The organism is uncultured Gimesia sp. (assembly GCF_963972345.1).
Lineage (GTDB): Bacteria > Planctomycetota > Planctomycetia > Planctomycetales > Planctomycetaceae > Gimesia.
This window is the reverse complement of record NZ_CAXAVM010000007.1, coordinates 1-21,842: the sequence shown is the minus strand read 5'-3', so window position 1 is coordinate 21,842 and position 21,842 is coordinate 1. Positions and strand designations below refer to the sequence as shown.

General features: G+C 50.0%; 19 protein-coding genes. 8 read left to right on the top strand and 11 right to left on the bottom strand.

The features are described from left to right. Positions 1-4: 4 nt before the first annotated feature. Positions 5-883 (bottom strand): DUF1853 family protein, encoded by an 879-nt coding sequence (locus AACZ40_RS02055; protein WP_291177008.1) that lies wholly within the window; start codon positions 881-883, stop codon positions 5-7. A gap of 204 nt (positions 884-1,087) precedes the next feature. Between AACZ40_RS02055 and AACZ40_RS02050 the strand changes: the two genes are divergently transcribed. The 5 genes from AACZ40_RS02050 to AACZ40_RS02030 all read left to right on the top strand — a co-directional run bounded on the left by AACZ40_RS02050 (position 1,088) and on the right by AACZ40_RS02030 (position 4,850). Beyond that, complete coding sequence (locus AACZ40_RS02050) at positions 1,088-1,834, top strand: phosphatase PAP2 family protein (protein WP_291177005.1); 747 nt, start codon at positions 1,088-1,090, stop codon at positions 1,832-1,834. 47 nt (positions 1,835-1,881) lie between these two features. Beyond that, entirely contained in the window at positions 1,882-2,298 is a 417-nt protein-coding gene (locus tag AACZ40_RS02045) for a hypothetical protein (RefSeq protein WP_291177001.1), read from the top strand. A gap of 162 nt (positions 2,299-2,460) precedes the next feature. After that, complete coding sequence (locus AACZ40_RS02040) at positions 2,461-3,621, top strand: hypothetical protein (RefSeq protein WP_291176999.1); 1,161 nt, start codon at positions 2,461-2,463, stop codon at positions 3,619-3,621. 56 nt (positions 3,622-3,677) lie between these two features. Further along, positions 3,678-4,046, top strand: coding sequence for a hypothetical protein (locus AACZ40_RS02035; protein ID WP_291176996.1), 369 nt, complete (start codon positions 3,678-3,680; stop codon positions 4,044-4,046). A gap of 105 nt (positions 4,047-4,151) precedes the next feature. Continuing rightward, complete coding sequence (locus AACZ40_RS02030) at positions 4,152-4,850, top strand: hypothetical protein (protein ID WP_339673011.1); 699 nt, start codon at positions 4,152-4,154, stop codon at positions 4,848-4,850. Positions 4,851-5,146: 296 nt separating this feature from the next. Here the strand turns inward: AACZ40_RS02030 and AACZ40_RS02025 are convergent, their stop codons facing one another. The 5 genes from AACZ40_RS02025 to AACZ40_RS02005 form a co-directional block, all read right to left on the bottom strand. Then, positions 5,147-5,383: a hypothetical protein gene (locus tag AACZ40_RS02025; protein WP_291176990.1), complete on the bottom strand. Its 237-nt coding sequence runs from the start codon at positions 5,381-5,383 to the stop codon at positions 5,147-5,149. Positions 5,384-5,965: 582 nt separating this feature from the next. Beyond that, positions 5,966-7,414: an efflux transporter outer membrane subunit gene (locus AACZ40_RS02020; RefSeq protein WP_291176987.1), complete on the bottom strand. Its 1,449-nt coding sequence runs from the start codon at positions 7,412-7,414 to the stop codon at positions 5,966-5,968. Between the two features lie 503 nt (positions 7,415-7,917). Next, the gene (locus tag AACZ40_RS02015) at positions 7,918-11,352 is read right to left on the bottom strand and encodes an efflux RND transporter permease subunit (RefSeq protein WP_291176984.1); all 3,435 of its coding nucleotides are present in this window, start codon (positions 11,350-11,352) and stop codon (positions 7,918-7,920) included. Between the two features lie 11 nt (positions 11,353-11,363). Continuing rightward, on the bottom strand, positions 11,364-12,500 hold the full coding sequence (locus AACZ40_RS02010) for an efflux RND transporter periplasmic adaptor subunit (RefSeq protein WP_339673004.1): 1,137 nt from the start codon (positions 12,498-12,500) through the stop codon (positions 11,364-11,366). Between the two features lie 361 nt (positions 12,501-12,861). Continuing rightward, positions 12,862-13,128 (bottom strand): hypothetical protein, encoded by a 267-nt coding sequence (locus AACZ40_RS02005; RefSeq protein WP_291176978.1) that lies wholly within the window; start codon positions 13,126-13,128, stop codon positions 12,862-12,864. A 697-nt stretch (positions 13,129-13,825) separates the two neighbouring features. Here AACZ40_RS02005 and AACZ40_RS02000 point away from each other — a divergent pair. Both AACZ40_RS02000 and AACZ40_RS01995 read left to right on the top strand, forming a co-directional pair. Then, the gene (locus AACZ40_RS02000; RefSeq protein ID WP_291176976.1) at positions 13,826-14,335 is read left to right on the top strand and encodes an FxsA family protein; all 510 of its coding nucleotides are present in this window, start codon (positions 13,826-13,828) and stop codon (positions 14,333-14,335) included. Positions 14,336-14,508: 173 nt separating this feature from the next. Next, positions 14,509-15,795, top strand: a complete 1,287-nt coding sequence (locus AACZ40_RS01995; RefSeq protein ID WP_291176973.1) for a PQQ-binding-like beta-propeller repeat protein — start codon at positions 14,509-14,511, stop codon at positions 15,793-15,795. Positions 15,796-15,798: 3 nt separating this feature from the next. Here the strand turns inward: AACZ40_RS01995 and AACZ40_RS01990 are convergent, their stop codons facing one another. The 5 genes from AACZ40_RS01990 to AACZ40_RS01970 all read right to left on the bottom strand — a co-directional run bounded on the left by AACZ40_RS01990 (position 15,799) and on the right by AACZ40_RS01970 (position 21,179). Next, complete coding sequence (locus AACZ40_RS01990) at positions 15,799-16,224, bottom strand: 3-hydroxyacyl-ACP dehydratase FabZ family protein (RefSeq protein WP_291176970.1); 426 nt, start codon at positions 16,222-16,224, stop codon at positions 15,799-15,801. A 46-nt stretch (positions 16,225-16,270) separates the two neighbouring features. Next, positions 16,271-17,698, bottom strand: a complete 1,428-nt coding sequence (locus tag AACZ40_RS01985; RefSeq protein ID WP_291176967.1) for an NAD(P)/FAD-dependent oxidoreductase — start codon at positions 17,696-17,698, stop codon at positions 16,271-16,273. 245 nt (positions 17,699-17,943) lie between these two features. Beyond that, complete coding sequence (locus AACZ40_RS01980) at positions 17,944-19,329, bottom strand: NAD(P)/FAD-dependent oxidoreductase (RefSeq protein ID WP_291176965.1); 1,386 nt, start codon at positions 19,327-19,329, stop codon at positions 17,944-17,946. Between the two features lie 21 nt (positions 19,330-19,350). Then, the gene (locus tag AACZ40_RS01975) at positions 19,351-19,614 is read right to left on the bottom strand and encodes an acyl carrier protein (protein ID WP_002646333.1); all 264 of its coding nucleotides are present in this window, start codon (positions 19,612-19,614) and stop codon (positions 19,351-19,353) included. A 326-nt stretch (positions 19,615-19,940) separates the two neighbouring features. Next, positions 19,941-21,179, bottom strand: a complete 1,239-nt coding sequence (locus AACZ40_RS01970; protein ID WP_291176956.1) for a beta-ketoacyl-[acyl-carrier-protein] synthase family protein — start codon at positions 21,177-21,179, stop codon at positions 19,941-19,943. 435 nt (positions 21,180-21,614) lie between these two features. On the opposite strand from AACZ40_RS01970, the gene AACZ40_RS01965 reads away from it, so the two are divergent. Beyond that, positions 21,615-21,842, top strand: a 228-nt coding sequence (locus AACZ40_RS01965) for a sigma factor (RefSeq protein WP_339672994.1), incomplete at its 3' end; no start/stop codon positions are given.

Here is a 21,842-nt window from a genome sequence, read left to right as displayed (position 1 = left end):
ACACTCACTCAGGCCAGTTCTCAGCTACGACGAATAGACGCTTGATCTCCTGACAATCCGTCTCGTCCCGCTTCAGGGCACTGATCATCAGCGGTCGGTCGCCTTCCTGGAAATGGGCAGCCAGAGTTTGCTTCAACTCAGAGAAGGTCAATAACTTCTCCGCACCTGGCTCGCAGACTGCAGGGGAGAGCCAGTCCGGTTTTTCCCGGATCTGGTAAACAGTCGCGCCAGAATGCTGTTCGAGCCAGTCTAATTCAGAATGATACAGCCAGAGGCCTGTCAGGTGAGTTGATGAAAGTTTTCCCGGGAGTTGTGATGGCGGCGTGTGGTGGGGAGGATAAAAAATGATGCCTTTGACAAACGCGACACGATGCGCCACATCAGGAAAGTGGGTTTTGCTCAATGGCAGCTGATGTTCGAACAGCCGCCGTCGCTTCCTTTCAAAGGTGTCTTTGGCATTCGGCCCGATGAAAGAACTGCCGGTTTGATTCTCATGCGGATAATACAGATAAAACTTGACCGCGGTCTCCCAGTGATTGAGCTCGCCTGCTGCATCTTCAAACAGAAAATCGATTTCCCCAACGGTCTGGTTTTCAACAAACAACTGTTGATGTTGCGCGATGATTTTTAATTTGCGAATCCGCTCCAGCCAGTATAAGACCAGTCCTTCAAAGTACTCTCCCACACGATAACGGGAATACGGCGTTATGAATTCCTGCAGTTCTTCCACATCGATCAACGAGAGATCCAGTTCCTCAACCAGGCTGAGGACTTGAGGGGAGGAGAAAATGAGCGCGGGGCTGGTAATGGCCCAGTGCAGGTCGCGCAGGATTCGGGACGGAGGTCGTTCAACGTCGTTGGGATGATGCTTTTCCGGTTTCATTGTTCATAGTTTAATCGATTTCCTGTAAGATAACCATTCACGGTAAGTCGAGTGAACCATACGGGCTCCAGCCTGCAATCCTCCAGGCTTTGTCAAGCTGGAAATTGAAGGTTGGGTGTGTTGTTCACGTGCTCCGTTGTCGCACTCTCGTGATATTGATCAACCCAAATTTTAAAATGACATTCCACTATTGAAGTCAGAACAATGCAACGACAAATTCTGGAATTCCTCCGACGAACATGGACCTGGTTAAAAAGTCGAGAACCCCTGCTGCTGGTGGTCTGCCTGGGTTTTGCCGTATCCACCTGGGCCTTTATCGAAATCGCCGATGAAGTACTCGAGCAGGAAACGCAGGCCTTTGACAAGTGGGTCATCCGGTCGCTGCGCCAAGCAGATGACCCGGCAACTCCGCTCGGATCGGCCTGGGTACAGGAAATGGGTCGCGACCTGACCGCTTTTGGCGGTGTGGCGGCACTGGTGTTTTTTACTGTGATCGTGGCGGGGTATCTCTGGATTGAAAAGAAGCCGCGCGTGATCGCACTTTTGCTGGCAGCTGCCCTGGGAGGATTGCTGCTCAGTACGCTGCTCAAGCATTTTATCAGCCGACCGCGGCCCGATGTCGTACCTCATCTGTCCCACGTCTACACCAGCAGTTTCCCCAGCGGCCACTCGATGCTGTCGGCAGTCATTTATCTCACCCTGGGGGCACTATTGGCATCAGTCATTCCCCGAACCATATTGAAAGTTTACGTGCTGAGTGTGGCGATTCTGCTGACGATTCTGGTCGGCCTGAGTCGCATCTACCTGGGCGTGCATTACCCGACCGACGTCATCGCCGGCTGGATCGCGGGACTCAGCTGGGCTCTTCTCTGCTGGAGCATCGCCCGCTGGCTGCAGAGCAGGAATCAAATTGAAGACGATGAGAAAGAGCCTGGAACCAGTTCGAATTGACTTCAGACCTGCAAACTCTGCAGAAGCCCTTCTAAAACTGATCACAAGTGAGTGAGACTACTGCCATGGTTTTCTGGAACTGGTTCAAACGCAAACCGCTGGACTTTGAAGAGGTCTTTGGTCCGCTCAGCAGCAATGCCGCTCAGCAGTTTTACGCAACACAGTTTCCGGACAAAAACTCTTATAACAGCTTCGGCATCAAACTTCCCGCGCCTCTGCTGCTGGATTTCGAGCCTCTGTTTGCCCCCGTCGAATCATTTCAGTTTTTCGGCCGCCCCTTCAAAGTCGGCAAACGCTGGATAGTGGCGTATGATGTGGAATGCGATACGCCTGCGATTGTTGTAAATCAGGACTACCAGATCCAGCTGGAAGAGTTGGGAATAGATGGTTCTAGCGAAGAATATTTCGTGGCAGAACACTTTCAGGCATTTCTTGAGCTGCTGGTCATCGAAGAGGACGAATGAAATACGGTGAGAACTGAGACTCTCTGAACAGGAATTTTCATTCTGTCGATCTTGAGTGATTCCGCATTTTATATTTCCACAGCATCAGATTATCCATTAGTATAGTACTCAGGGAAGTCACTTACATTTTTTCGGATAGCCAGTCAGAAACGGAGCATTTGCATGCTGCTGACAAATACTTTGCTGAGCCAATTCTCTTACTCTTTACGGTTTATGACCTTGTTGCTGGTTATTGCTTTGATCCCTGTCTCTGCGCAAGGCGAACAGAAACAAGACGCATGCTCTGCTGAGTTGCAGAAGCTGATACGGGCAGTAGCACAAAATGAGACTCTATACCAGAATCTGCGGCTCCAACTGACCTGTTCTGAAGTCGCTCATGCCGGCTGGTTTCTACATGACGATTCCATTAAAGTGAAACGCCAGTCCACGATCGCACTGACAGTACAGGGTGAAAAGTTCGCTGAGCGTACACAGACCAGCGGAGATTTTGTAAAACACCTTACCGGTGGTTTAGGCTGGCTTAAAGAAGGCTTTCGTGACTCCGCTTCTAGAACAGTCAAAGAGGAAACACGGCCGTTTCAGATTCGCACCGGCACGAGAACAATCACTTCTGTTTTCGACGGAACGTCTTACCAGTACTTTATGGAAGATAAGTTGCGCAACCAGGGCGCAACAGAACCGCCGCGTCTCGAACAAGATGGAATGATCTCCGATCAATCTCCCGGACTGACCGATCTGGCCCGTCCGCATATGTTTTTATTTGAGCCAGCCGGTCCCCGTGTTCCCCTCTCAGTTTATCTCGCAGGCAGAGAGGCCATTCGTGAATACACCGGAGAGTCGAAATCCAATTTTCGGTTCACAACCCGAATTCAGATTACCGGCAGGGAGAGGTTACAGGGGTTGGATTGCACAACTGTCCGCATCGAAACGTTCGACGCGAACGGAAAGCCCCGCTCTCGAAACGACCTCTGGCTGGCACAAGACCGCAACCTGATTCCAATACGCAAACTGCATTATTCCTACCGCCAGTCAAAGGAACTTCCCTGCTCAGAATCCCGCGTCGAAACCTGGCAGGAAGTCCGGGAAGGAGTCTGGTTCCCCAGGAAGACATTCATCGAGCGTTACGATTCGAACATTCTCAGACGTGAATTAATCCAGGTCACCTCATGGCGCAACGACTATGAAGTGGAAAGCATCGAACTGAACCCACAACTGCCCGAAGATGTCTTTACCAGGCTGAACATCCCTCCGGAGGTCTTGATGAAGAAACGTAATCGAGGAAACAATAATCATCAGAAAAAGGAAGCAGACAGTAATCAGTAGAATTAACTCCTTTGCCTGATGTCAGCCTGCTCCCATAAAATAAATTCAGCAATTACATGAAACAACGACTCTATCAGAAATTCGTCAAGCTGTTTTCACGTCAGAATAACGTCACGGACTATCTGATCAATCAAGCTGGTATCGTACGTAAAATAAACGATGACATTGAGACCCAGGTTTTCTGCTGGTCTGAAGTCACGATAATTGAAGTCTGTAAACTGGATTTTTTCTCGTACGATGAAGTGGCACTGCAGTTTACCACTCCCGAGGGCTGTTTCGAGATTTTAGAAAAGCACACCGCCTTCGAGCAGCTGAAGATTTTCCTTCCGGAGCAGTATAATGTGCCGTTAACGTGGTTTTCCACGGTGGTAGAAAATCCCTTCGAATACAATTACGCGCTCTTGTACCAGAAGAATGCTGAATAAAATGAACATTTGGGGGTCGGTATCATGAAATCAACATCAGTCCTGTCTGTAACCTTTATTCTGGTCTTTATGATGGCGCTTTCACTGTATGGCAGCCAGAAGCAGGTGCAAGCCGTTTCTGCGTCGAAGATCTTCATCGGTCAGGATATTAACACAGCAATCAAAGTCATGTCCGAGACAGGAGAGTACGACAAATTGCCGCTGGCGATTTCTCCGCGTGAAAAAACACAGAGATTGACCGGATGGCCGGTGATCAACGGACATCTTGTGGCGGTCTATTCAACGGTCAACAATCGCATTCTCTCCCTGTGGTTATATTTCGAAGACAAGGATCCCAAAACGCGCACTGAGCATACAAAGGACCTCATCTTTAAAGTCAGTTCCTATGTACCTGAAACCGGTGAAATACAGATGACGGTGCCTCATAAAACGCTGCAGAATAATCCACAGCAAAGCAGGAGGCAGCCGATCAAAGCGGGCCTGGATCGTAACGAAGCCAGTAAGATCATGGCTCAATCAGGAATTCCAGAAGGCTTAGGGTTGGCAATAGTTGCTGGTAATAAATCAGAACAATTAACCGGCTGGCCCGTTATCAGTGGATATTTAGTGGTGAGTTTTTCAACAGTAAATAATCGCATCGTTTCATTGGGATTACACTTAAATGATAATGACCCCAGGTATCGCTCTGAGCAAGAGAGAGAACTCGAATTCATTGTCAATTCCTACACACCAGCAACGGGGGAAATGCAGTTGATTGTCCCCAATCGAACAATGCAGATGAATCACAAAAAACAGGGACGATGACTGGCTAAGAACTGTAAGCTGCAGAACAGATTGAAGGAATGCACCAGAATCTGCAGACACTGCAAGCTGAAGATTTTATTTTCCAGATGCAGATGACGAAATCAGGGACTGACAGTAATAAATGAAACCAGATCAGTATCATTTTGCCTGGTTATCCTGCAAAACGATGTTTCTGGCTGAATCAGTCGACCGTCAGTGGCTTGAACTGTCCTCCGAAGAGGGAGTATTCGGATTCCGTTCGCTGCACTGATTCCAGCAGGCGAACTTACCCGGGATACGGTGCAAAGCGGAGTGTACTATGATCGCCGGGCAGTCGATGAACCGAAGACGGGTTGGACATCGGTTTCATGATGCGTGGAGGCGACGCGCACGCTGTCGCTGTTCATATCCCAGAATTCACACAGGGCGGTGAACTCATCCGAAGGTAAATTGATGATCGTTCCATCTTTCAAAAAGACAGAGCCTTCTGAGAGCCGGGTGACAAAATCCAGATCGATGCGTACATCGCCGACGGTTACAGGCCAGTTTGACATGTCGTTGATCCTTTAGAGTTCGTAGACTGACAGCATGCGAAATGAGTCGCTGTTCTTAACCTGAGCTGAATGCTCAAGACGCTCTAAGAGGTCGTGGGGAAAACCGAATTTTCCGTCACCTGCACGAATTCATCTGGACGACTCTGATCTGCATCAGGGCACCCCGTTTGAATTCCGTTGTTTGAATCAGTTCATCGTTTCAGGCCCGAGATGAAGAGTATCTCACTTCAGAATTGCATTTTCTGAATCCGTTGAACCTCACCTTTACTTTAATTCATTTTATCAGGATGAAAAGATGAGTCTGGTTTTGAAATTCAAAATTGCGCATGTAGGAATCTGAATGTGTATAAATCTGTTTCACAAATTCAGAATGGAACATATTAAAATGTCTGCACCCTTAAAACGGATGTTTTCCTCTGAAGCAGGAACGGTATCAGTGCGTTTTCAATTTCGCCAGGTGGCATTTAATTCACCACAGGAATCTCATCTACAGTGACTATAATGAGATCGGCCACAAGTCTTCCTGGCACGCGGGGGGAATCATTTCGCAGCATAGTCGCATAATGCTGAACAGTTTTTTCTTCACTTTTCTTCCGGCTTCGGAGGAACACTCTCATCCAGCATGGGTGGCACATTCTCTTCGATCATCGGCGGCACATATTGTTCGTCTGAAATCGTGACCCGGCCATAATCATATGTCGGGATCACGCCGCCGCCCCCCAGTGCCTGGTAGGTATTCACGATGGCAGCCAGTTGCTGCTGCTTGGTTTCAATCAGTACCACTTTCGCATCCTGCAGGTCACGCTGGGCCAGCAGGACCTCCACGTATTCGGCGCGGGCGTTCTGGAATAACTTTGTGGCAACATCGACCGATTCTTCAAGTGCGGCCAACTGCTGCATTTTGATTTCAACGCTCTTGCCGTAGTTCTCTACCTTGTTGATGCGGTTCACAACTTCGGTGAAGGCGTTCAGAACGGTACGCTGATATTTATAAACGGCCTGCAACTGTCTGGCATTCGCGCTCATGTAATCAGCCTTGATGGCTCTTCTGTTGATCACGGGAGCGACGAGTTCACCGACGGCATTGTAAACCAGGGATTCCGGTGTAATAAACAAATACCTGGGGTTGAACGCCGAATACCCCACGCCGGCATTTAGTACCAGAGAAGGATAGAAGCGGGCCTTCGCAACCTGTATTTCGAGCCCTGCTGCCTGCAGTTCGCGTTCTGCCTGGCGAATATCGGCTCGGTTATTCAGCATCTGAGATGGCACACCAATGTTAAGCGTGTGCATATTGAGTTCGAAGAAGTCCACGAGTTTGCGCTCAACAGGCTGTGGATAACGACCAGCAAGGAAATTAATCCGGTTTTCCGTTTCAATCAGTTCCTGCTGGATGATCAGCTTTTCACTCTGGTTCTTACGAACTTCAGCCTGGAAACGCTGAATGGCCAGTTCTGTTCCCCGCGCTGCTTCTTTATTCGCTTTGGCAACCTCGAGGCTTCGTTCCTGAAGTCCGATGGTGATATCTAACGTCTCCATGCGTTTGTCGAGTGCCAGAAGTTCATAATAATTTTCGGCAATCTCGGCGACCAGACGAGTGGTAATGTAGTTCCGCCCCTCTTCAGTAGCCAGATAGCGTAAGGAAGCCGCGTCCCGGGAGTTCCGCAACTTTCGCCAGATGTCGATCTCCCAGGAGATATCGGCTGCGAGCAGGAAGTTGGGGAGAGGCTCAGGAAAGGCTTTACCGGGGGCAATCTGCAATTGGTCTTCCACAGCGCCATCACGCGTATAACGTCCGGGTTTATCAATGCCGGCACCCGCTCTCAAATTGAGGAACGGCAGATAGGAACCTGTCCAGGAATACGCTTCATTGTTGGCGATATCGATGTCCTGAGCCAGGATTTTTAACTCCTGGTTATCAACCATCGCCTGATCAATCAGACCTGAAAGCATCGGATCATCGAACAGAGCATGGAAGTCGAGCTCAGCTGAGTTGGTTTCGTCGTAACTTCCATTGAAGGTATCCGGCATTCCCGGTCCTTCATCCGCCTGTTGCAGACAAGGAATTTTGCACGACGTGAGCAAAAGCATAAGAGACGAAATAATCGTCGGCCAAAAAGCGATCTTCTTAATATTTGAGATAGAATATCGAACTGATAGATTCATCTGCCTAATCCTTGACACCCTGACCAGAGCTTTAAATTGCTGGTTTACAACCACTTCCTTGTGGATTTTATGCGTGGATTGTCAGTTCATGTCCTTGTTTTGGCGGCAGATTCAGATGCATGTCGAGACAATCACATTTAGTTCTTACTTCGACCTGAGACAGGAATCAACTTCATGTGTTTTCATTTCAAGCCAGAATTCTACTGTGATTAGAGAATCCCAGCAGAATAGTCTACCAGACAACACTGAGTTAACGAGGAGAACAGGGGAGAGGCTCTCCTTCTCTGGCATTTTTTGCTTAATATATGAAGGGATTCACGAAGATGGAATTCTGTGCGATCGGATACAGACTCCCTATACAGAACCAGTTATGTATCGCGTTCGAATAATTCGCTGAGTGGTTCGTCGTGCTCGTCTCTAATCAGTTTTTTCCCGTCAGCCATTTTGCCGAACAGATAGTAGAGACCGGGGATCACCAGGACCCCGATGATTGTCCCCATGAGCATCCCGCCGACAGCCGTCGAACCAATCGTGCGGTTACCAATTGCCCCGGGACCGGTCGCGCGAACCAGCGGTATCAGACCGGCAATAAAAGCAAATGACGTCATCAGAATCGGCCGGAAGCGCAGTCGCCCTCCCTCGATGCCAGAGTCCTTGATGCTCAATCCTTCGTGGCGGCGCTGGACGGCGAACTCGATAATCAGAATCGCATTCTTACCCAGCAATCCTACCAGCATGACGAGACCAATCTGGCAGTAAACATCGTTCGCCAGCCCCATCGACTTCAGGAACAGAAACGATCCGAACAGACCCACGGGTAAAGAGACGATGACTGCCAGTGGCAGAATAAAACTTTCGTATTGTCCCACCAGAACCATGTACACGAAGACGACTACGATTAATAAGATATAGATCGCCGTATTCCCCGCGCTGGCCTCGTCATAAGCAAGACCACGCCAACCGATATCGAAGCCGTGCGGCAGCGTCTCGGCGGCAACTTCCTGAATGGCCGCGATCGCCTCGCCGCTGCTGTAACCCTTTGCCGGAGCGCCTTGAATCGGTGCGGTTGGATACAAGTTATAACGACTGATTTCGTTCAGCCCCTGTTTTTTCTTGATCTGCATAAACGAGGAGTAGGGAACCATTTCGCCACGGTCGTTTTTTACAAACATGTTGGCCAAATCTTCGGGGTAACGTCGAAACTCCGGCGCAGCCTGCACGTACACCTTGTAGAATTGACCGAAGCGCACAAAACCTTGTTCCCAGGTACTGCCGACGACGATGGAGAGATTGTCCATGGCATCACGGATCGACACCCCTTTTTGCATGGCCACGTCATTGTCGATCACGATCTCATACTGCGGATAGTTGGCGGCAAAGAACGTGAACAATCCCTTGAGTTCCTTGCGTTTGGATAAAGCCGCCATGAAGGTGTCGGTCACTTTTCCAAGCGCCTCGTAGTTGCCACTATTGGTCTTATCGAGCAGGTTCACCGAGAAGCCCCCGGCGGCACCAAAGCCCGGTACGGCAGGTGGCTCAAAAAACTCCAATTTTATGTTGGCGATCTTTGTTCCTTTTTTCTCCAGTTCCTCGATGATCTCCTTCGAGGTCAGCTCGCGCTCCGCCCATGGCTTCAAGTTGATAATGCAAGTTCCTGCATTGGAGCCGCGACCTTCGGTCAGAACTTCGTAACCCGCAATTGAGGAGACCGAAGTAATTTCGTCCATTTCTTCGCAGACCGCCTGCAGTTCGTGGCACTTTGAGTTCGTGTACTCAAGCGTCGAACCTGGAGGCGTTTGAACGATGCCGTAGATCATGCCCTGATCTTCCAGGGGAATAAAGCCCGTGGGCAGCACCTGGTTCACGACCATAATACCATAACCGAAGGCTCCAATGACGACGATGGTCAGCACGCGTCGTGTGATGATCAACCCCAGGATGGCGGCGTAACCACCCGTCACTTTTTCAACCCCCCGGTCGAACAGATGCAAAAAGATACCCAGCGGGCTCCGCTTCTTCTGACTCCCGTCGCTCCCCGAAAACGCAGCTCGGAACGATAAAATAGCCAACACCGCCACGATACTGGCGATGATCTGCACCCTCGTCCCGTTCAATGCGACCTGCTCGGATATCACCTCGTGGATTAACTCATTGTGCAGCAGAAAGTAGACCCCGGCCCCCACAGCGAGCCCGAGCAGGACGCTCAGCAAGCCGCGCAAAACGGGAGCATAACGTCCGGCGACCTTCAAGATACTACGGTTAACCAAACCCATCAGGCCACGTTGTTCGTTGCCGGAGAGGGGTTTGAGAATCATAGCGCAGAGTACTGGCGTGAGCGATAAGGCAACCACACCAGAGATCACGATGGACATGGCCATCGTGAGGGCAAACTGACGGTAAAAGACACCCACCGGGCCAGTCATAAAGGTGACCGGAATGAACACCGCGGTCATCACAAGTGTAATGGCGATAATTGCGCCACTGATCTCATGCACGACCTCCCGGGTTGCCTGATAGGGGCCGAGGTGTTTGGTATGCATTTTTTCATGCACCGCTTCGACCACCACAATCGCATCGTCCACCACGACCCCGATCGCCAGCACCAGGGCAAACAGCGTGATCAGGTTGATCGACATCCCGAACATCAACATGAAAAAGAATGTGCCGATCAACGATACGGGAACCGCCAGAGTCGGGATCAAGGTGCTGCGGAAGTCTCCCAGGAACAGATAGACCACCAGCGAAACAAGGATGAAGGCCTCGAATAAGGTATGCAGCACCTTTTCGATGGATGCGTCCAGGAAGTGAGAAACGTCGTAGGTCACTGCATAGTCCATACCCGGCGGGAACGATTCCTGCTTGATCTCCGCCACCTTCGCCTTGACTTTTTTGATGACCTGGGCCGCGTTGGAGCCAGGGGTTTGCTTAAGCACGATGGCCGCCGAAGGTAAGCCGTCGATGTCCGAATAAAGGTCGTAGAAAGAAGAGCCCAGCGAGACGTTGGCAACATCTCCCAGACGCAAGATCTCGCCCTCGGGATTCGACTTCAAAATGATCTGCTCATATTCCTCTGGCGTTTTATAGCGTCCCACCCAGGTGAGTACGTACTCAAGGCTTTGAGACGTCTGGCCCGTCGCCTGGCCCAGTCGGCCTGGTGAACCAATCATGCTCTGTTCGTTAAGTGCCTCCATCACTGCTTCGGCATCGAGCTTGTAGGCCCGCATGCGATCAAGTTTCAGTTCGACGCGCATGGCATACGAGCGATTACCGAGAATCGTAGCTCGACCGACGCCTGGAATCCGCTTGATCTCATTCAGTACGTTAACCGTGGCGTAGTTGTAAAGAAAGTTTTGGTCAACGTTGGGGTCCTTACTGAAAATATTCACATACATCAACATGCTTGTCATGTTCTGCATGACGATGATGCCCTCTCGCTCCACGATGGGAGGGAGTTGGTTCTTGACCATATTGACCCGGTTGTTAACGTTCATGACTGCCACATTTGCGTCCGTGCCTGGTTCAAAGACGATCTGAATTGTTCCTTCCCCGGCACTGGTAGCATCGCCCATCATGTAACGCATATTCGGGACACCATTGATGGCTTGCTCCAGGATCACCATCGTCGAGTCGATTAAGATCTTGGCGCTGGCACCAGGATAAGAAACCGAGACCCGTACGCTGGGTGGCGCGACCGAGGGAAACTGCGAAATCGGCAGTGTGCCGATCGCCAGCCCACCCATGAACAGGATCAGCAGAGAGATGACAATGGCCAGGGCAGGCCTGTGAAGAAATTTCACAAACATGGCGGGGGGTCCTATTCTGCGGGGGATTTCAGGTTCTCAAGTGCCCTTTCGGGAGCCAGGTACTCGTATTCCACCTGCTCTCCATCGCGAACCTGTTGGATCCCCTCAAGTACGATCTTATCGTTCACGTCGAGTCCTGTTTTGATAAGAAATATGTCGTCCAGCTCTTTTAAGATGATAATTTCACGCTGATGCACGATGCCACGTTCTTCCGCGTGTTCGCTCTCATGATGTCCGACATGTGCATCTGAATGCTGTTCTGTATTTTTTTCAGTGAATTGCTCCTCATGCTTTCCGTCAGAGTGTTCAGCATGTTTTTTTCCCTGCTCTCCCTGTCCCTTCACTGCATGATTCTCAGTGTGCTCCATGGAATCCTTTAGATCATCCTTACCAACAACATAAGCATACTTCCTGGCAAGAATCTCATACGTTGCCCGCTGAGGGATAACGATAGCGTCCTTGAGAACGCGACTGAGCAAAATGTTTCCGGTCTGACCATGTCGCAACAGGCCATCCGGGTTGGGGAAATCGGCACGGAAAGAAATGTTCCCGGTCTCGTTATTAAAATCGGCTTCTATCGCCCCAATTTTGCCAATCTGCGGGAACTTTGAGCCATCCGCCAGTTGGAGTTCTACCTTAATATCATCTCTGTGAGGGTCGGCTTTATACTCCAGATAACGTGCTTCAGGTACGTTAAAGTAAACCCACATGACGCTGTTGTCAGACAAAGTGGTGAGAATGTCACCCTCTGAAATCAGGCTCCCCTGCTGATGATGCTGTTTATCTATAATGCCCTCAAAGGGTGCCTTAATCGTCGCAAAGTCCAGTTCAGCCTGTGTCAGTTGCATCTTGGCCTTCACTTTTGCCAGCTTTGCCTCGGCAAGTGCGACTTCTGGTTTCGCGACCACTTTCTGATTGTATAACCTCTCCGTATTGTTGTATTCAATCTGAGCCAGCTGGACTTCCGCCTTTTCTGCGTTCAGTTTTGCCTCGTACAGAGTCGGTAAAATCCTGAACATCGTGCTCCCCTGCTTTACCATCTGTCCTTCTTTGACGGGGATCTCTTCAAGATATCCGCCCTCCAGAGCCCGGACCTCAATATGTCGATAAGAGTGGATCTGGCAGACATACTGCTGTGTACTGATCACGTCCTTCTTCATCGGGCTGGTCACAATAATTTTGTGTCGAGGGTGCTCTGTATGCTGCTCTGTGTTGCTATGTCCCTCCAGCTTGGAGCAAGCCTGCAAAAAAAGTGAAATAAGCAGCAGACTGAGAATAGAAAGTGGTGAGTGTTTCATCATGTTTTACTCGCAGTTGTTTCCCATGTCCTGTACAGGAGCATTAACCAGGGACAATAAAAATAAAATGAACTCTGAACAGATACGCAATCGACATACCAGCGAAATGAGAATTCCGGTAAACAAGATGTGCAAACCTGTTTATGCCCTGAATCACAGGGTAAATCTTTCAGAAATTATTATTTTCCCTTTCGTTTCATGAACATTAAAATCAGATCTCTTCGTTCTCCACGCCGCTGTCAGTGCAATTTTCTGCACCTGAAAATGCAACATCTTGCACCTGAGAACGCAATAAAATGCAGGTAAAAAATTGAGATGAAGGAGATTGATTTGCTGGATTTGACTGTACAGGGTGTATTGCTGGAAACGCTACTGAGATGCTGACAGTCAAGGAATTGCAGGCGATGATCTTAAATTCAGCTGCAGGCTTCAGCACGTTCTCTGATAAAATAAGGCAACGAACGAGAGGGGATGCCACTTGCTGTATATTTCCCGGAACTTGCTGTGCTACCTGCCGGAGACTCGCTGGCTGTTACTAAGAACGGATCCAGGAATGGGCATCGTTCTGCCTCTCCTGTTGGCGGGTTTGATTCAGAAATCGTTCCAGAGTGACTCTTCCCCTGTTGGCGCAGGATTGTCGCGTGTCGTGTGGTTAGTTTTGTAATACAGGCGTGGATGTGCGTTTTAAGTGTTTGAAACAGGTCCGAAAACAGGTGCTCATCCGGAACTTCCGTTGTCGCAGAAAGTGGAAATCCCATTCAGACAAGCGATATTGAGCATGCGGTTTTGACTCCCGCTGATCTTTGATCAGATAGAAGAATCAGGGCGACGCGCGCGACGCATAACAGCGTAGTTTCTTCCGTGGCAGGACGGGGTCAAGTCGGATCTGTGTAGTGTCATTCCGGCAGTGATGAAGAATCGGAAGGAGGGGACAATAATCAGGTGACCGTGAATTCACCCGCGGATTGCTGTCGGCGATTCTGCAGGTGGGGATGTTCAGCCATGCCTGTTTGGTATAGAATATCGGACTAGTGGAATGTCATTTTTAAATTTGGGGCTGATCAATATCACGAGAGTGCGACAACGGAGCACGTAAACAACACACCCAACCCTCAATGTCCCGCTTGACAAAGCACAAGGCCTCGCATCATTTTCTTTATTTTCGGTGACTGACTGTGCTGTTACGACTGTTTCTTCTGTTCACGATTATTCCGCTCGCCGAGCTGTGGCTACTGCTCTGGTTCAGTTCGCTGACCAGTCCGGTGATCACGTTCGGTCTGGTAGTAGTGACGGGTATTCTGGGCGCCTGGCTGGCCCGGAAGCAGGGCTCGCAGGCCTGGAAAAAAATCCAGCAGAGCATGGTGCAGGGACAGCCTCCCACGGGCGTCGTGCTGGATGGATTGATGATTCTGATCGCCGGCGCTTTTCTGATCACGCCCGGCATCATGACCGACATGGTTGGCTTTGCTTTACTGATTCCTTCCTTACGTGAAATGCTGAAAATCCGGATGGGGGAATGGCTCAAACAGCGGGCATTACTGCAGGTCCGCTCACAGAATACGTTCTATACCAGTGGGACCCAGTTTCAGGATTTTCAGCAATCGACGGGCTCCCCTCACACTCCCGCAGAGGAAGAGATCATCGATGTGGAGTTCACCCGTAAAGATTCTTCAGAAACAGAATAATCGGCTTTACAATTGCATCAGGGGTGACGGCTCTTATAATCGAACACAGCAGATAACAGTGTCTGCCTGTTAACTTCCTTTAGTTATTATCCCTGATACTGTGGTGTTCCGACTCTACCGATCAACTCCTGCTTGCCTGCCCGCTTATTTTATATTCAATTCAGGAATCTCCTATGGCCCTGCTCCCCATGCGATGTCTGTTCTCTGCTCTCTGTCTGCTGGCTGTGATCAATCTGTCAGCATCATGGGCGATTGCAGAAGAACCCCACTGGAATCAGTTCCGAGGTCCGTACGCCGACGGCACATCGCAGGCAACCGGATTGCCCACCACCTGGAGCGAGACAGAGAACATCGTCTGGAAAACCTCAGTGCATGGGCGGGCCTGGTCCTCTCCTGTTGTCTGGAAAGATCAGGTGTGGGTGACGACTTCAACCAAAGATGGCAAAGAGCTGGGTGTCGTCTGCGTCGATTTCAATACGGGCATAATTCTGCACGATCAAAAGATTTTTGATGTTGAGAAACCTCAGTATATCGATCCCAGTAATTCTCATGCCTCCAGTACTCCGATTATTGAGGAAGGTCGAATCTATGTGCACTACGGCGCGTATGGCACTGCCTGCCTGGATACGAACACCGCGAAAGTATTATGGGAACGACGCGATTATCCCTGCAATCACTGGCGGGGTGCCGGTTCGTCTCCCATCATTTATCAGAACCTGCTGATTCTGCAATATGATGGCTACGATTTTCAGTACATTGTCGCGCTGGACAAAGAGACGGGAAAAGAAGTCTGGAAGAAAGACCGGGACATTGATTATGGCACAAAAAATGGCGACTTCAAAAAAGCATTCGCTACCCCCCGGGTGATTGAATACGAAGGACGCGTGCAGCTGATCAGCCCCGCTGCCAAAGCGACGCTCTCCTACAATCCATTAACGGGAGATGAGTACTGGAAGTTTTATTACCCACAGCATTCCGCCGCCAATCGCCCCTTATTTGATGGTGAAAAGATTTATGTCGGTACCGGATTTGGTAAAGCCCATCTGTACGCGGTCAACCCGGGTGGTAATGGAAACGTCACGGACTCGCATGTGAAGTGGATCGAACAGAAAGGTATCCCTTCAAAGCCATCACAGTTACTGATTGACGGCCTGTTGTACATGATTGATGACAAGGGAATCGCGACCTGCCTGGATGCAGAGACGGGAGATGAGGTCTGGAAAGAACGTATGGACCGCAGTTCGTTTTCCGCGTCTCCCATTTATGCAGATGGTAAGATCTACGCCCCCGATCGCGAAGGTGTGACGCGGGTGTTTCTCCCCGGAAAAGAATACAAGGAACTGGCTTCGAATAAACTGGAGGAAGGCTGTGTCGCTTCACTGGCGGTGGCAGGCAAGTCACTGATTCTCAGAACCGAGCATTTCCTGTATCGGATTGAAGATCAGTCAGCCCGGAAATGATATTCAGCCGTCAGCCGCGGTCACTGCAAATTCGAGCCGCACTGCCGTCTCTTTTCCCACCGAGATTTTACCGGTAAAAAAGTAAGCACCGCCCAGCTTTTCGGTCAGCGAGACCAGAATCTCGATCGTTTCTCCCGGCTTGACCATGCGGCGGAATTTGGTGTTGTTCAAGCGAGTGGCAACGGGAACTTTACCTGCCTCGGGGGCATCGGTTTTCGCAATAAAAACGGCTGCAGCCTGCATGGCGGCTTCACAGAGGATCACGCCAGGCAGAACCGGATGATCGGGATAGTGTCCCTGAAAGATATCGATTTCAGGTGAGACAAACTTGCGGGCGTGGATGCTGTTTTCTTCGATCGATACGACTTCGTCGAGCCACAAAAATGGTTCGCGGTGAGGTATACAGGCTTTGATATCATCCAGATTCACGAGAACATTCCGTTTCGTATTTGTTTATATTCAGATTCGGCAAGAACTAAATGCGGGCGGCAGCGGGGGTCAGATATTTATCCACATCATTACTGACGATCACGCCGTAGTTGACGGCTCCCAGCCAGCCGGACATGATAATTCCCACCGAACCGGCATGATACAGACCTTCGATCTGTTCGGGCAGTTCCTTACTGACTTTGAGACCTTCAAACTTGGTGCCGAATGATGCGCCCTGCAGATGCTGTGTGTAGCGCTGAAACGTTCGCGGTGTCGAAGCTTCGAGGTGATCCACCCGGTCGCGAATGTTGGGAACATACTGCTCGAGGCAATCGAGAGTGGTTTCGATCAGATGATTTTTGTCGGCTTCATACTGTTCTTCGGGGAGGTCGGCCCAGTCACTGAAGTTCGCGTTCGTGGATGAGACGATCAGAGAACGATCGCTGCCCGGACGTGTTTCCGGATAATAAAACGAGAATGTACGACTGCTGACTTCTTTGCTGAGCATGGCTTTGATGTCGAAGCCGTTATGCTCGGAATGGAACAGCAGATCACCGCAGAAGTTGAGTTCATCACCGGGCTTGAGAGCGATATAAACCTGCGTACTGCTGTTATTCAGACGCACGGCTTTGGTCTCTTCGATGAATTCCGGATCGAAGTGCTCTTCGCCGACCAGATTAAGAATTGTACCTTTGATGTTCGAATTCGACATGATGGCTTTACAGCCAATCCGCTTTCCGTTGACCACAACTCCCGTCACACGACGATCGGGACTGACTTCGACTTTCTCGACCTGGGTGCGGATGCGCACATCGACGCCATTCTTTTCCATTTCGGCTTTAATCAGCTTCACCAGGCGGTCTGTGCCACCACGGAACGTGTAGACGCCTTTCTGCATGAAGTTGGAGAAGACAATTCCGTAGGTAATCGCGGGGTCTTCCAGTGTGGAACCGTTGGCATAGGAAATCGGTTCCATCAACAGTCGAACGACGTCATCGCGGCCGGGAAAGAATTCTTCGAAGAGTTCGCGGGTGGTTTTCCCCTGGTCATCGAAGAAGTTCATCTTACGGGCGGTATCAAAAAAGCTTTTGACGGTCTCAGGTTCAATACTGAATTTTTCAATCAGCAGACGCGTGAAGTCCTCGCGGGTGAATGTGGTTTCGAGTGAGAACTGTGGATTTTCAAAACGGACGCCACGGAGAGGCACGATGGAATCGGCGATTTCCTGGGTCCAGTATTTTCGACAGCTCTTGAGCATTCCATACGGGAAGCCATGCAGGGAAATATCAAAGATATGACCATTCTGACGCTTGAACCAGGTAGCCATGCCTCCCAGCTGGTAATGATGTTCAAGGAGCAGTACCGAATATCCCTGGCGGGCGAGGATGTTGGCAGAAGTCATGCCTGCCAGACCACTGCCGATCACAATCACATCATATTCGTCTTGAGTATCTTTCAGAAAATCTTTGGCCATAATGATTCAGCGTTGTATTGAGTGTAGCAGAAGAAAAAGAGGGGACAGCAACGGTTCACTGTTCCTGCATGAATGGCAAGTTTTGCATCTCCTGTTTATCGTAAAACAAGGCCTTTGTCTACTAAACGGCAGTAAATCAGGATGCTGTGACAAAAGTGTGACAATTCACCACGGAGGAACGGAAATAATCGCGTCGTTTTGCCTTACATCGAAGCAAGAGTACAGCACCTCGCAGACTGGAATGTTTACTTCGCGTTCAGTAAATGCAGGTTGGCAATACTGATTCCCGACAGCATCGAACCGATGATGCCCAGAAATCCCTGGTCTGTACCACAGAGGAATAAATTGTCGAAGGGAGTTGTACCATCCAGAATTTTCCGGGGTGCCCCATAAACACAGCCATTGATATGCCCGGTGAATTTTTTGATGGTACGGGGCGTAAACGTATCGACGTCGATCACATGCGGACGGAAGTCAGGAATAAATCGCAGCGAGGATTCCAGGATCTGATCGTACCAGTACTTTTTGGCTTCGATGTATTCGTCTTCCGGAAGGTTCATCCAGTACCCCGGATTTGCCAGTGCGGTAATACGGATGGAACCCTCTTCCAGCGGCTGGTCATATTGAAAATTATTCGGCGAGCAGATAATCCCACTGCGAACATCAACCGGGTTTTTCGACTGCTCGTAGTAAAAGTCTTCGGAATCGTTATAGAACACGATGGTTTCGTCGTGACCGAATTCCGCTGGTTGCTGATCGAGTACGGAAATGGTTTCGACGAAAGAAATTTCCCCGGGCGTAAAACGATCGTCCACAGGAACATCTGCGCCACACAGTTGCAGCGTCTCCGCGGATCCTGCAGAAGAGAGCACATTTTTCGCTTCAAGCACCTGGCCATCATCCAGGACGACACCTGAAACGTGCTTGCCGTCTGTGACCAGTTGCTGAACTCCCGCTCGTAATTTCAGTTCGCCCCCCAGCGATTTAAACTTTTTCACCAGGTTCTTCAGAATCAACCGCACACCTTTGTAAGGACGGGCAAAACCTTCCTGGTAGATGCTGCGAAACATGATCACGAACTGGTTGAAATCCATATCATGCTCTGACGGGCTGCCATAAAACATCAGCGGACAGAGCAGCATGTTGATCAACAGTGGGTCGGATATATGCTCTGCCATACGCGCCCGGGCGGAAATCCAGGTCTGTCCCAGGTCGCCGATGTTATGGGAGTCTATTTCCGCGACCAGACGGCGAAAGCCATCAATCTGGCTGGGAAACTGCGCTGCAATCTCAGCTTCGAAATATGCAAACTCGTTATTAAATCGCAGTGTATGTCCGGGGAACACCACCGAAGAACCGAACTGGGGGCTGAGGTCAAAGTCTTCCCAGCTGAAGCGGAGTTGCCTGAGAATCTTATTGAGTGGCCCCCGTTTTCCGCCGGGGGGAGAATAATTGGTAATCGCATGCAGGCCGACATCATGATTCCGCCCGCGCAGTCGATAGAAGGAATTCAGGCCACCAATGGTGGTGTGCCTTTCCAGAATACAGACCCGCTTCCCATAATAAGCCAGCCGGATCCCAGCGGCCAGCCCAGACAGGCCGGCACCGATAATGATTGAATCGTAGGTCATGGCGGAGGGATTTTACGGGATTCAGACGGTGCTTTCCGCATCCTTCAAGAGTGGTGTCAGGTAGGTGACAGTGCTGTCCATGGTTACCAGTTCACCATAGTCTTCTTCGGGAATCTGTACACGATAGAGTTTGCGTAACTCCATGACAATATCCAGAAAATCCATGCTGTCCAGTTCCATCTGCTCCCGGAAAGGAACACTGTCGTCCAGATCCGAAAGATCTTCATCGGGAGCAATACGAGACAAGATATCCAAGATTACCGATCTGATTTGTTCCGGCGCCATGCAGAAACTCCAAACTTTCAAAAAAATCCAATAACGTCGATTTCGTGCAGCGAAGCTCACAAAGATCACGGGGAAACCCGGTCGTGGGAAGCCCCTTATAACAAACAAAGAATCTCCCCGCTAGAAGCCGGGTTCCAAAAACCCGCCCCTCATCAGGAATACTATAACCCGATCTAATATTGGATTTAAACCGACTCAGGCCTGAAGAAAGCAGAGTTTTTCAGAAAATCCAGAGAGAATCATGTTTTACGATGGGTTAACACAGTTCTTCAAGGAGAAGACTCTTGCCCGGTTATAGCGCCGCAGGTTGCCGTTGAACAGTCTGATCAGGCAGAATATTTTTTTACGATCAGAACCGAATTGATTCCCAGCATTCCAAATGAATTATTCAGAATACATTCCACTCGTTCCATCTGACGTGGCTCGTTAGGAACCAGTTGAGGCAATTTGCACTCCGGATCGATTTCATCAAGATTCAACGTCGCGTGAGCAATCCCGTCTTCGAAGGCGGGCAGGTTCCCCAGCATCTCCAGTGCGCCGGCAGCGCCCATCGCGTGTCCGATAAAACTCTTGGTATTGTTGATCGCCAGATTGGGACAATCACCAAACACACTGGCGAGCGCCTTGGCTTCCTCGATATCCCCCTGGTGAGTTGCCGTGGCATGACTACTGACGATATCAATATCTTCCGGCTTTAAACCAGCCCGTTTGAGCGCCAGATGAATGCACTCTGCCTGCCGCGTTGCATTCGGGAGCACGAAATCACTGGCATCGGAATTCATTGCATAGCCGATAATTTCAGCATAAATAGTGGCACCGCGAGCCAATGCATCAGGCAGACGCTCCAGCGTACAGACGGCGCCCCCCTCGGCGACCACGATCCCGTTCCGCTTCACATCGAAGGGTCGGCAGGCTTTAGTCGGATCTTCATGCACGGCCAAAGCTCCCTGGCTCTGGAAGCTGGCAAAAATACCAAATGTATGAATACTCTCTGAAACACCGCCACACAAGGCCATATCGACTTCATTCAGACGCAGCATCTGTACACCTTGAATGAACCCCGCATTTCCTGCAGCACAGGCAGCGCCCAGCGTCAGATGCGGTCCGGTAATTCCCAGGTTGAGCGTGACCTCTCCGGCTGGATTATTCGCGACGGTCCGCGGATTGTGATGATGTGACCAGACTTTGGTGTCATAATCGAACTGGGAAATTTCGTAGACTTCGTTTTCTGTCTCGACATTCCCATGCTCGGTGATCCCCAGATAAACGCCGACACGATCGCGGGCCACGTTCTCCCAGTCCAGACCGGACTGGTTGACGGCTTCATTCGCACAGTAAACGGCGATGGAACCGGCACGCGTTCCGCGGCGGACTTCTTTTCGTTTCTGGTAGCGTAATTCATCAAAATTACAGACGCCGGCGAGTACATCTCCCATATAACGGATGTTGTAGTCCACAACTCCCGAACGACCTGCCAGTAGACTTTGCCGAAATTCATCCAGATTGTTGCCATTCGGAGCGGTTAAACCGATCCCTGTAATGACGATTCTGCTTTGATCATCCATTGATGCCTGCATGGATTTATACCACTCTGATCGATTTATTAAAGCAATGAAGGTTCATAAGCCACTCGACCGCAAAGGCCGGGCAGAGGATATGATAAATATTAACCCAAGGAGATTACCCGTTCTACTGTAAACTCGCAAGTGGCGCAGCAATTCAGATTTGCGATTCGCAATAGAATCAGCGTCAGTTCTGCTATAATTTCTGTATAGTGGAATGGAGGAGAGGACGCTTCACAAAACGGAGATACTTTCAAAATAATCGTTCTAAAATCAGATGCGATAAAGTCACTCCGCAGGCAAACTTACAGATTTTAATACGAACTCATCAGAAACCAGTTCCAAAAAGTGAGGTTTCTCTCCGTCCAGTTGTGATTCGGGCGTACGATCACCAGTATGGAACTGTCTCAGGAAACACAATTCGATACAGACACCACCATGAATCAGCCCCCTCATGAACAATTTGTTTCGCTGCTGGCTCGACATCACAGTCTGATCCGAGGCTTTATCGGCACACTGCTGCCTCACCAGACCGACGCCGACGATGTATTCCAGCAAACCTGCCTGGTGCTCTGGAGGAAATGGGATACGTTTGACGATACACAGAGTTTTACTTCCTGGGCCTGCGGGATTGCCTTTTATGAAGTGAAAAACTTTCAACGGGTC

Excerpts from the sequence above, each read along its gene's own strand:
- AACZ40_RS02015 (WP_291176984.1), bottom strand. The coding sequence starts at position 11,352 with ATGTTTGTGAAATTTCTTCACAGGCCTGCCCTGGCCATTGTCATCTCT.
- AACZ40_RS01970 (WP_291176956.1), bottom strand. The coding sequence starts at position 21,179 with ATGGATGATCAAAGCAGAATCGTCATTACAGGGATCGGTTTAACCGCT.
- AACZ40_RS01980 (WP_291176965.1), bottom strand. The coding sequence starts at position 19,329 with ATGACCTACGATTCAATCATTATCGGTGCCGGCCTGTCTGGGCTGGCC.
- AACZ40_RS02020 (WP_291176987.1), bottom strand. The coding sequence starts at position 7,414 with ATGCCGGATACCTTCAATGGAAGTTACGACGAAACCAACTCAGCTGAG.
- AACZ40_RS02040 (WP_291176999.1), top strand. The coding sequence starts at position 2,461 with ATGCTGCTGACAAATACTTTGCTGAGCCAATTCTCTTACTCTTTACGG.
- AACZ40_RS01995 (WP_291176973.1), top strand. The coding sequence starts at position 14,509 with ATGGCCCTGCTCCCCATGCGATGTCTGTTCTCTGCTCTCTGTCTGCTG.
- AACZ40_RS02025 (WP_291176990.1), bottom strand. The coding sequence starts at position 5,383 with ATGTCAAACTGGCCTGTAACCGTCGGCGATGTACGCATCGATCTGGAT.
- AACZ40_RS02055 (WP_291177008.1), bottom strand. The coding sequence starts at position 883 with ATGAAACCGGAAAAGCATCATCCCAACGACGTTGAACGACCTCCGTCC.
- AACZ40_RS02035 (WP_291176996.1), top strand. The coding sequence starts at position 3,678 with ATGAAACAACGACTCTATCAGAAATTCGTCAAGCTGTTTTCACGTCAG.
- AACZ40_RS02050 (WP_291177005.1), top strand. The coding sequence starts at position 1,088 with ATGCAACGACAAATTCTGGAATTCCTCCGACGAACATGGACCTGGTTA.
- AACZ40_RS01985 (WP_291176967.1), bottom strand. The coding sequence starts at position 17,698 with ATGGCCAAAGATTTTCTGAAAGATACTCAAGACGAATATGATGTGATT.
- AACZ40_RS01975 (WP_002646333.1), bottom strand. The coding sequence starts at position 19,614 with ATGGCGCCGGAACAAATCAGATCGGTAATCTTGGATATCTTGTCTCGT.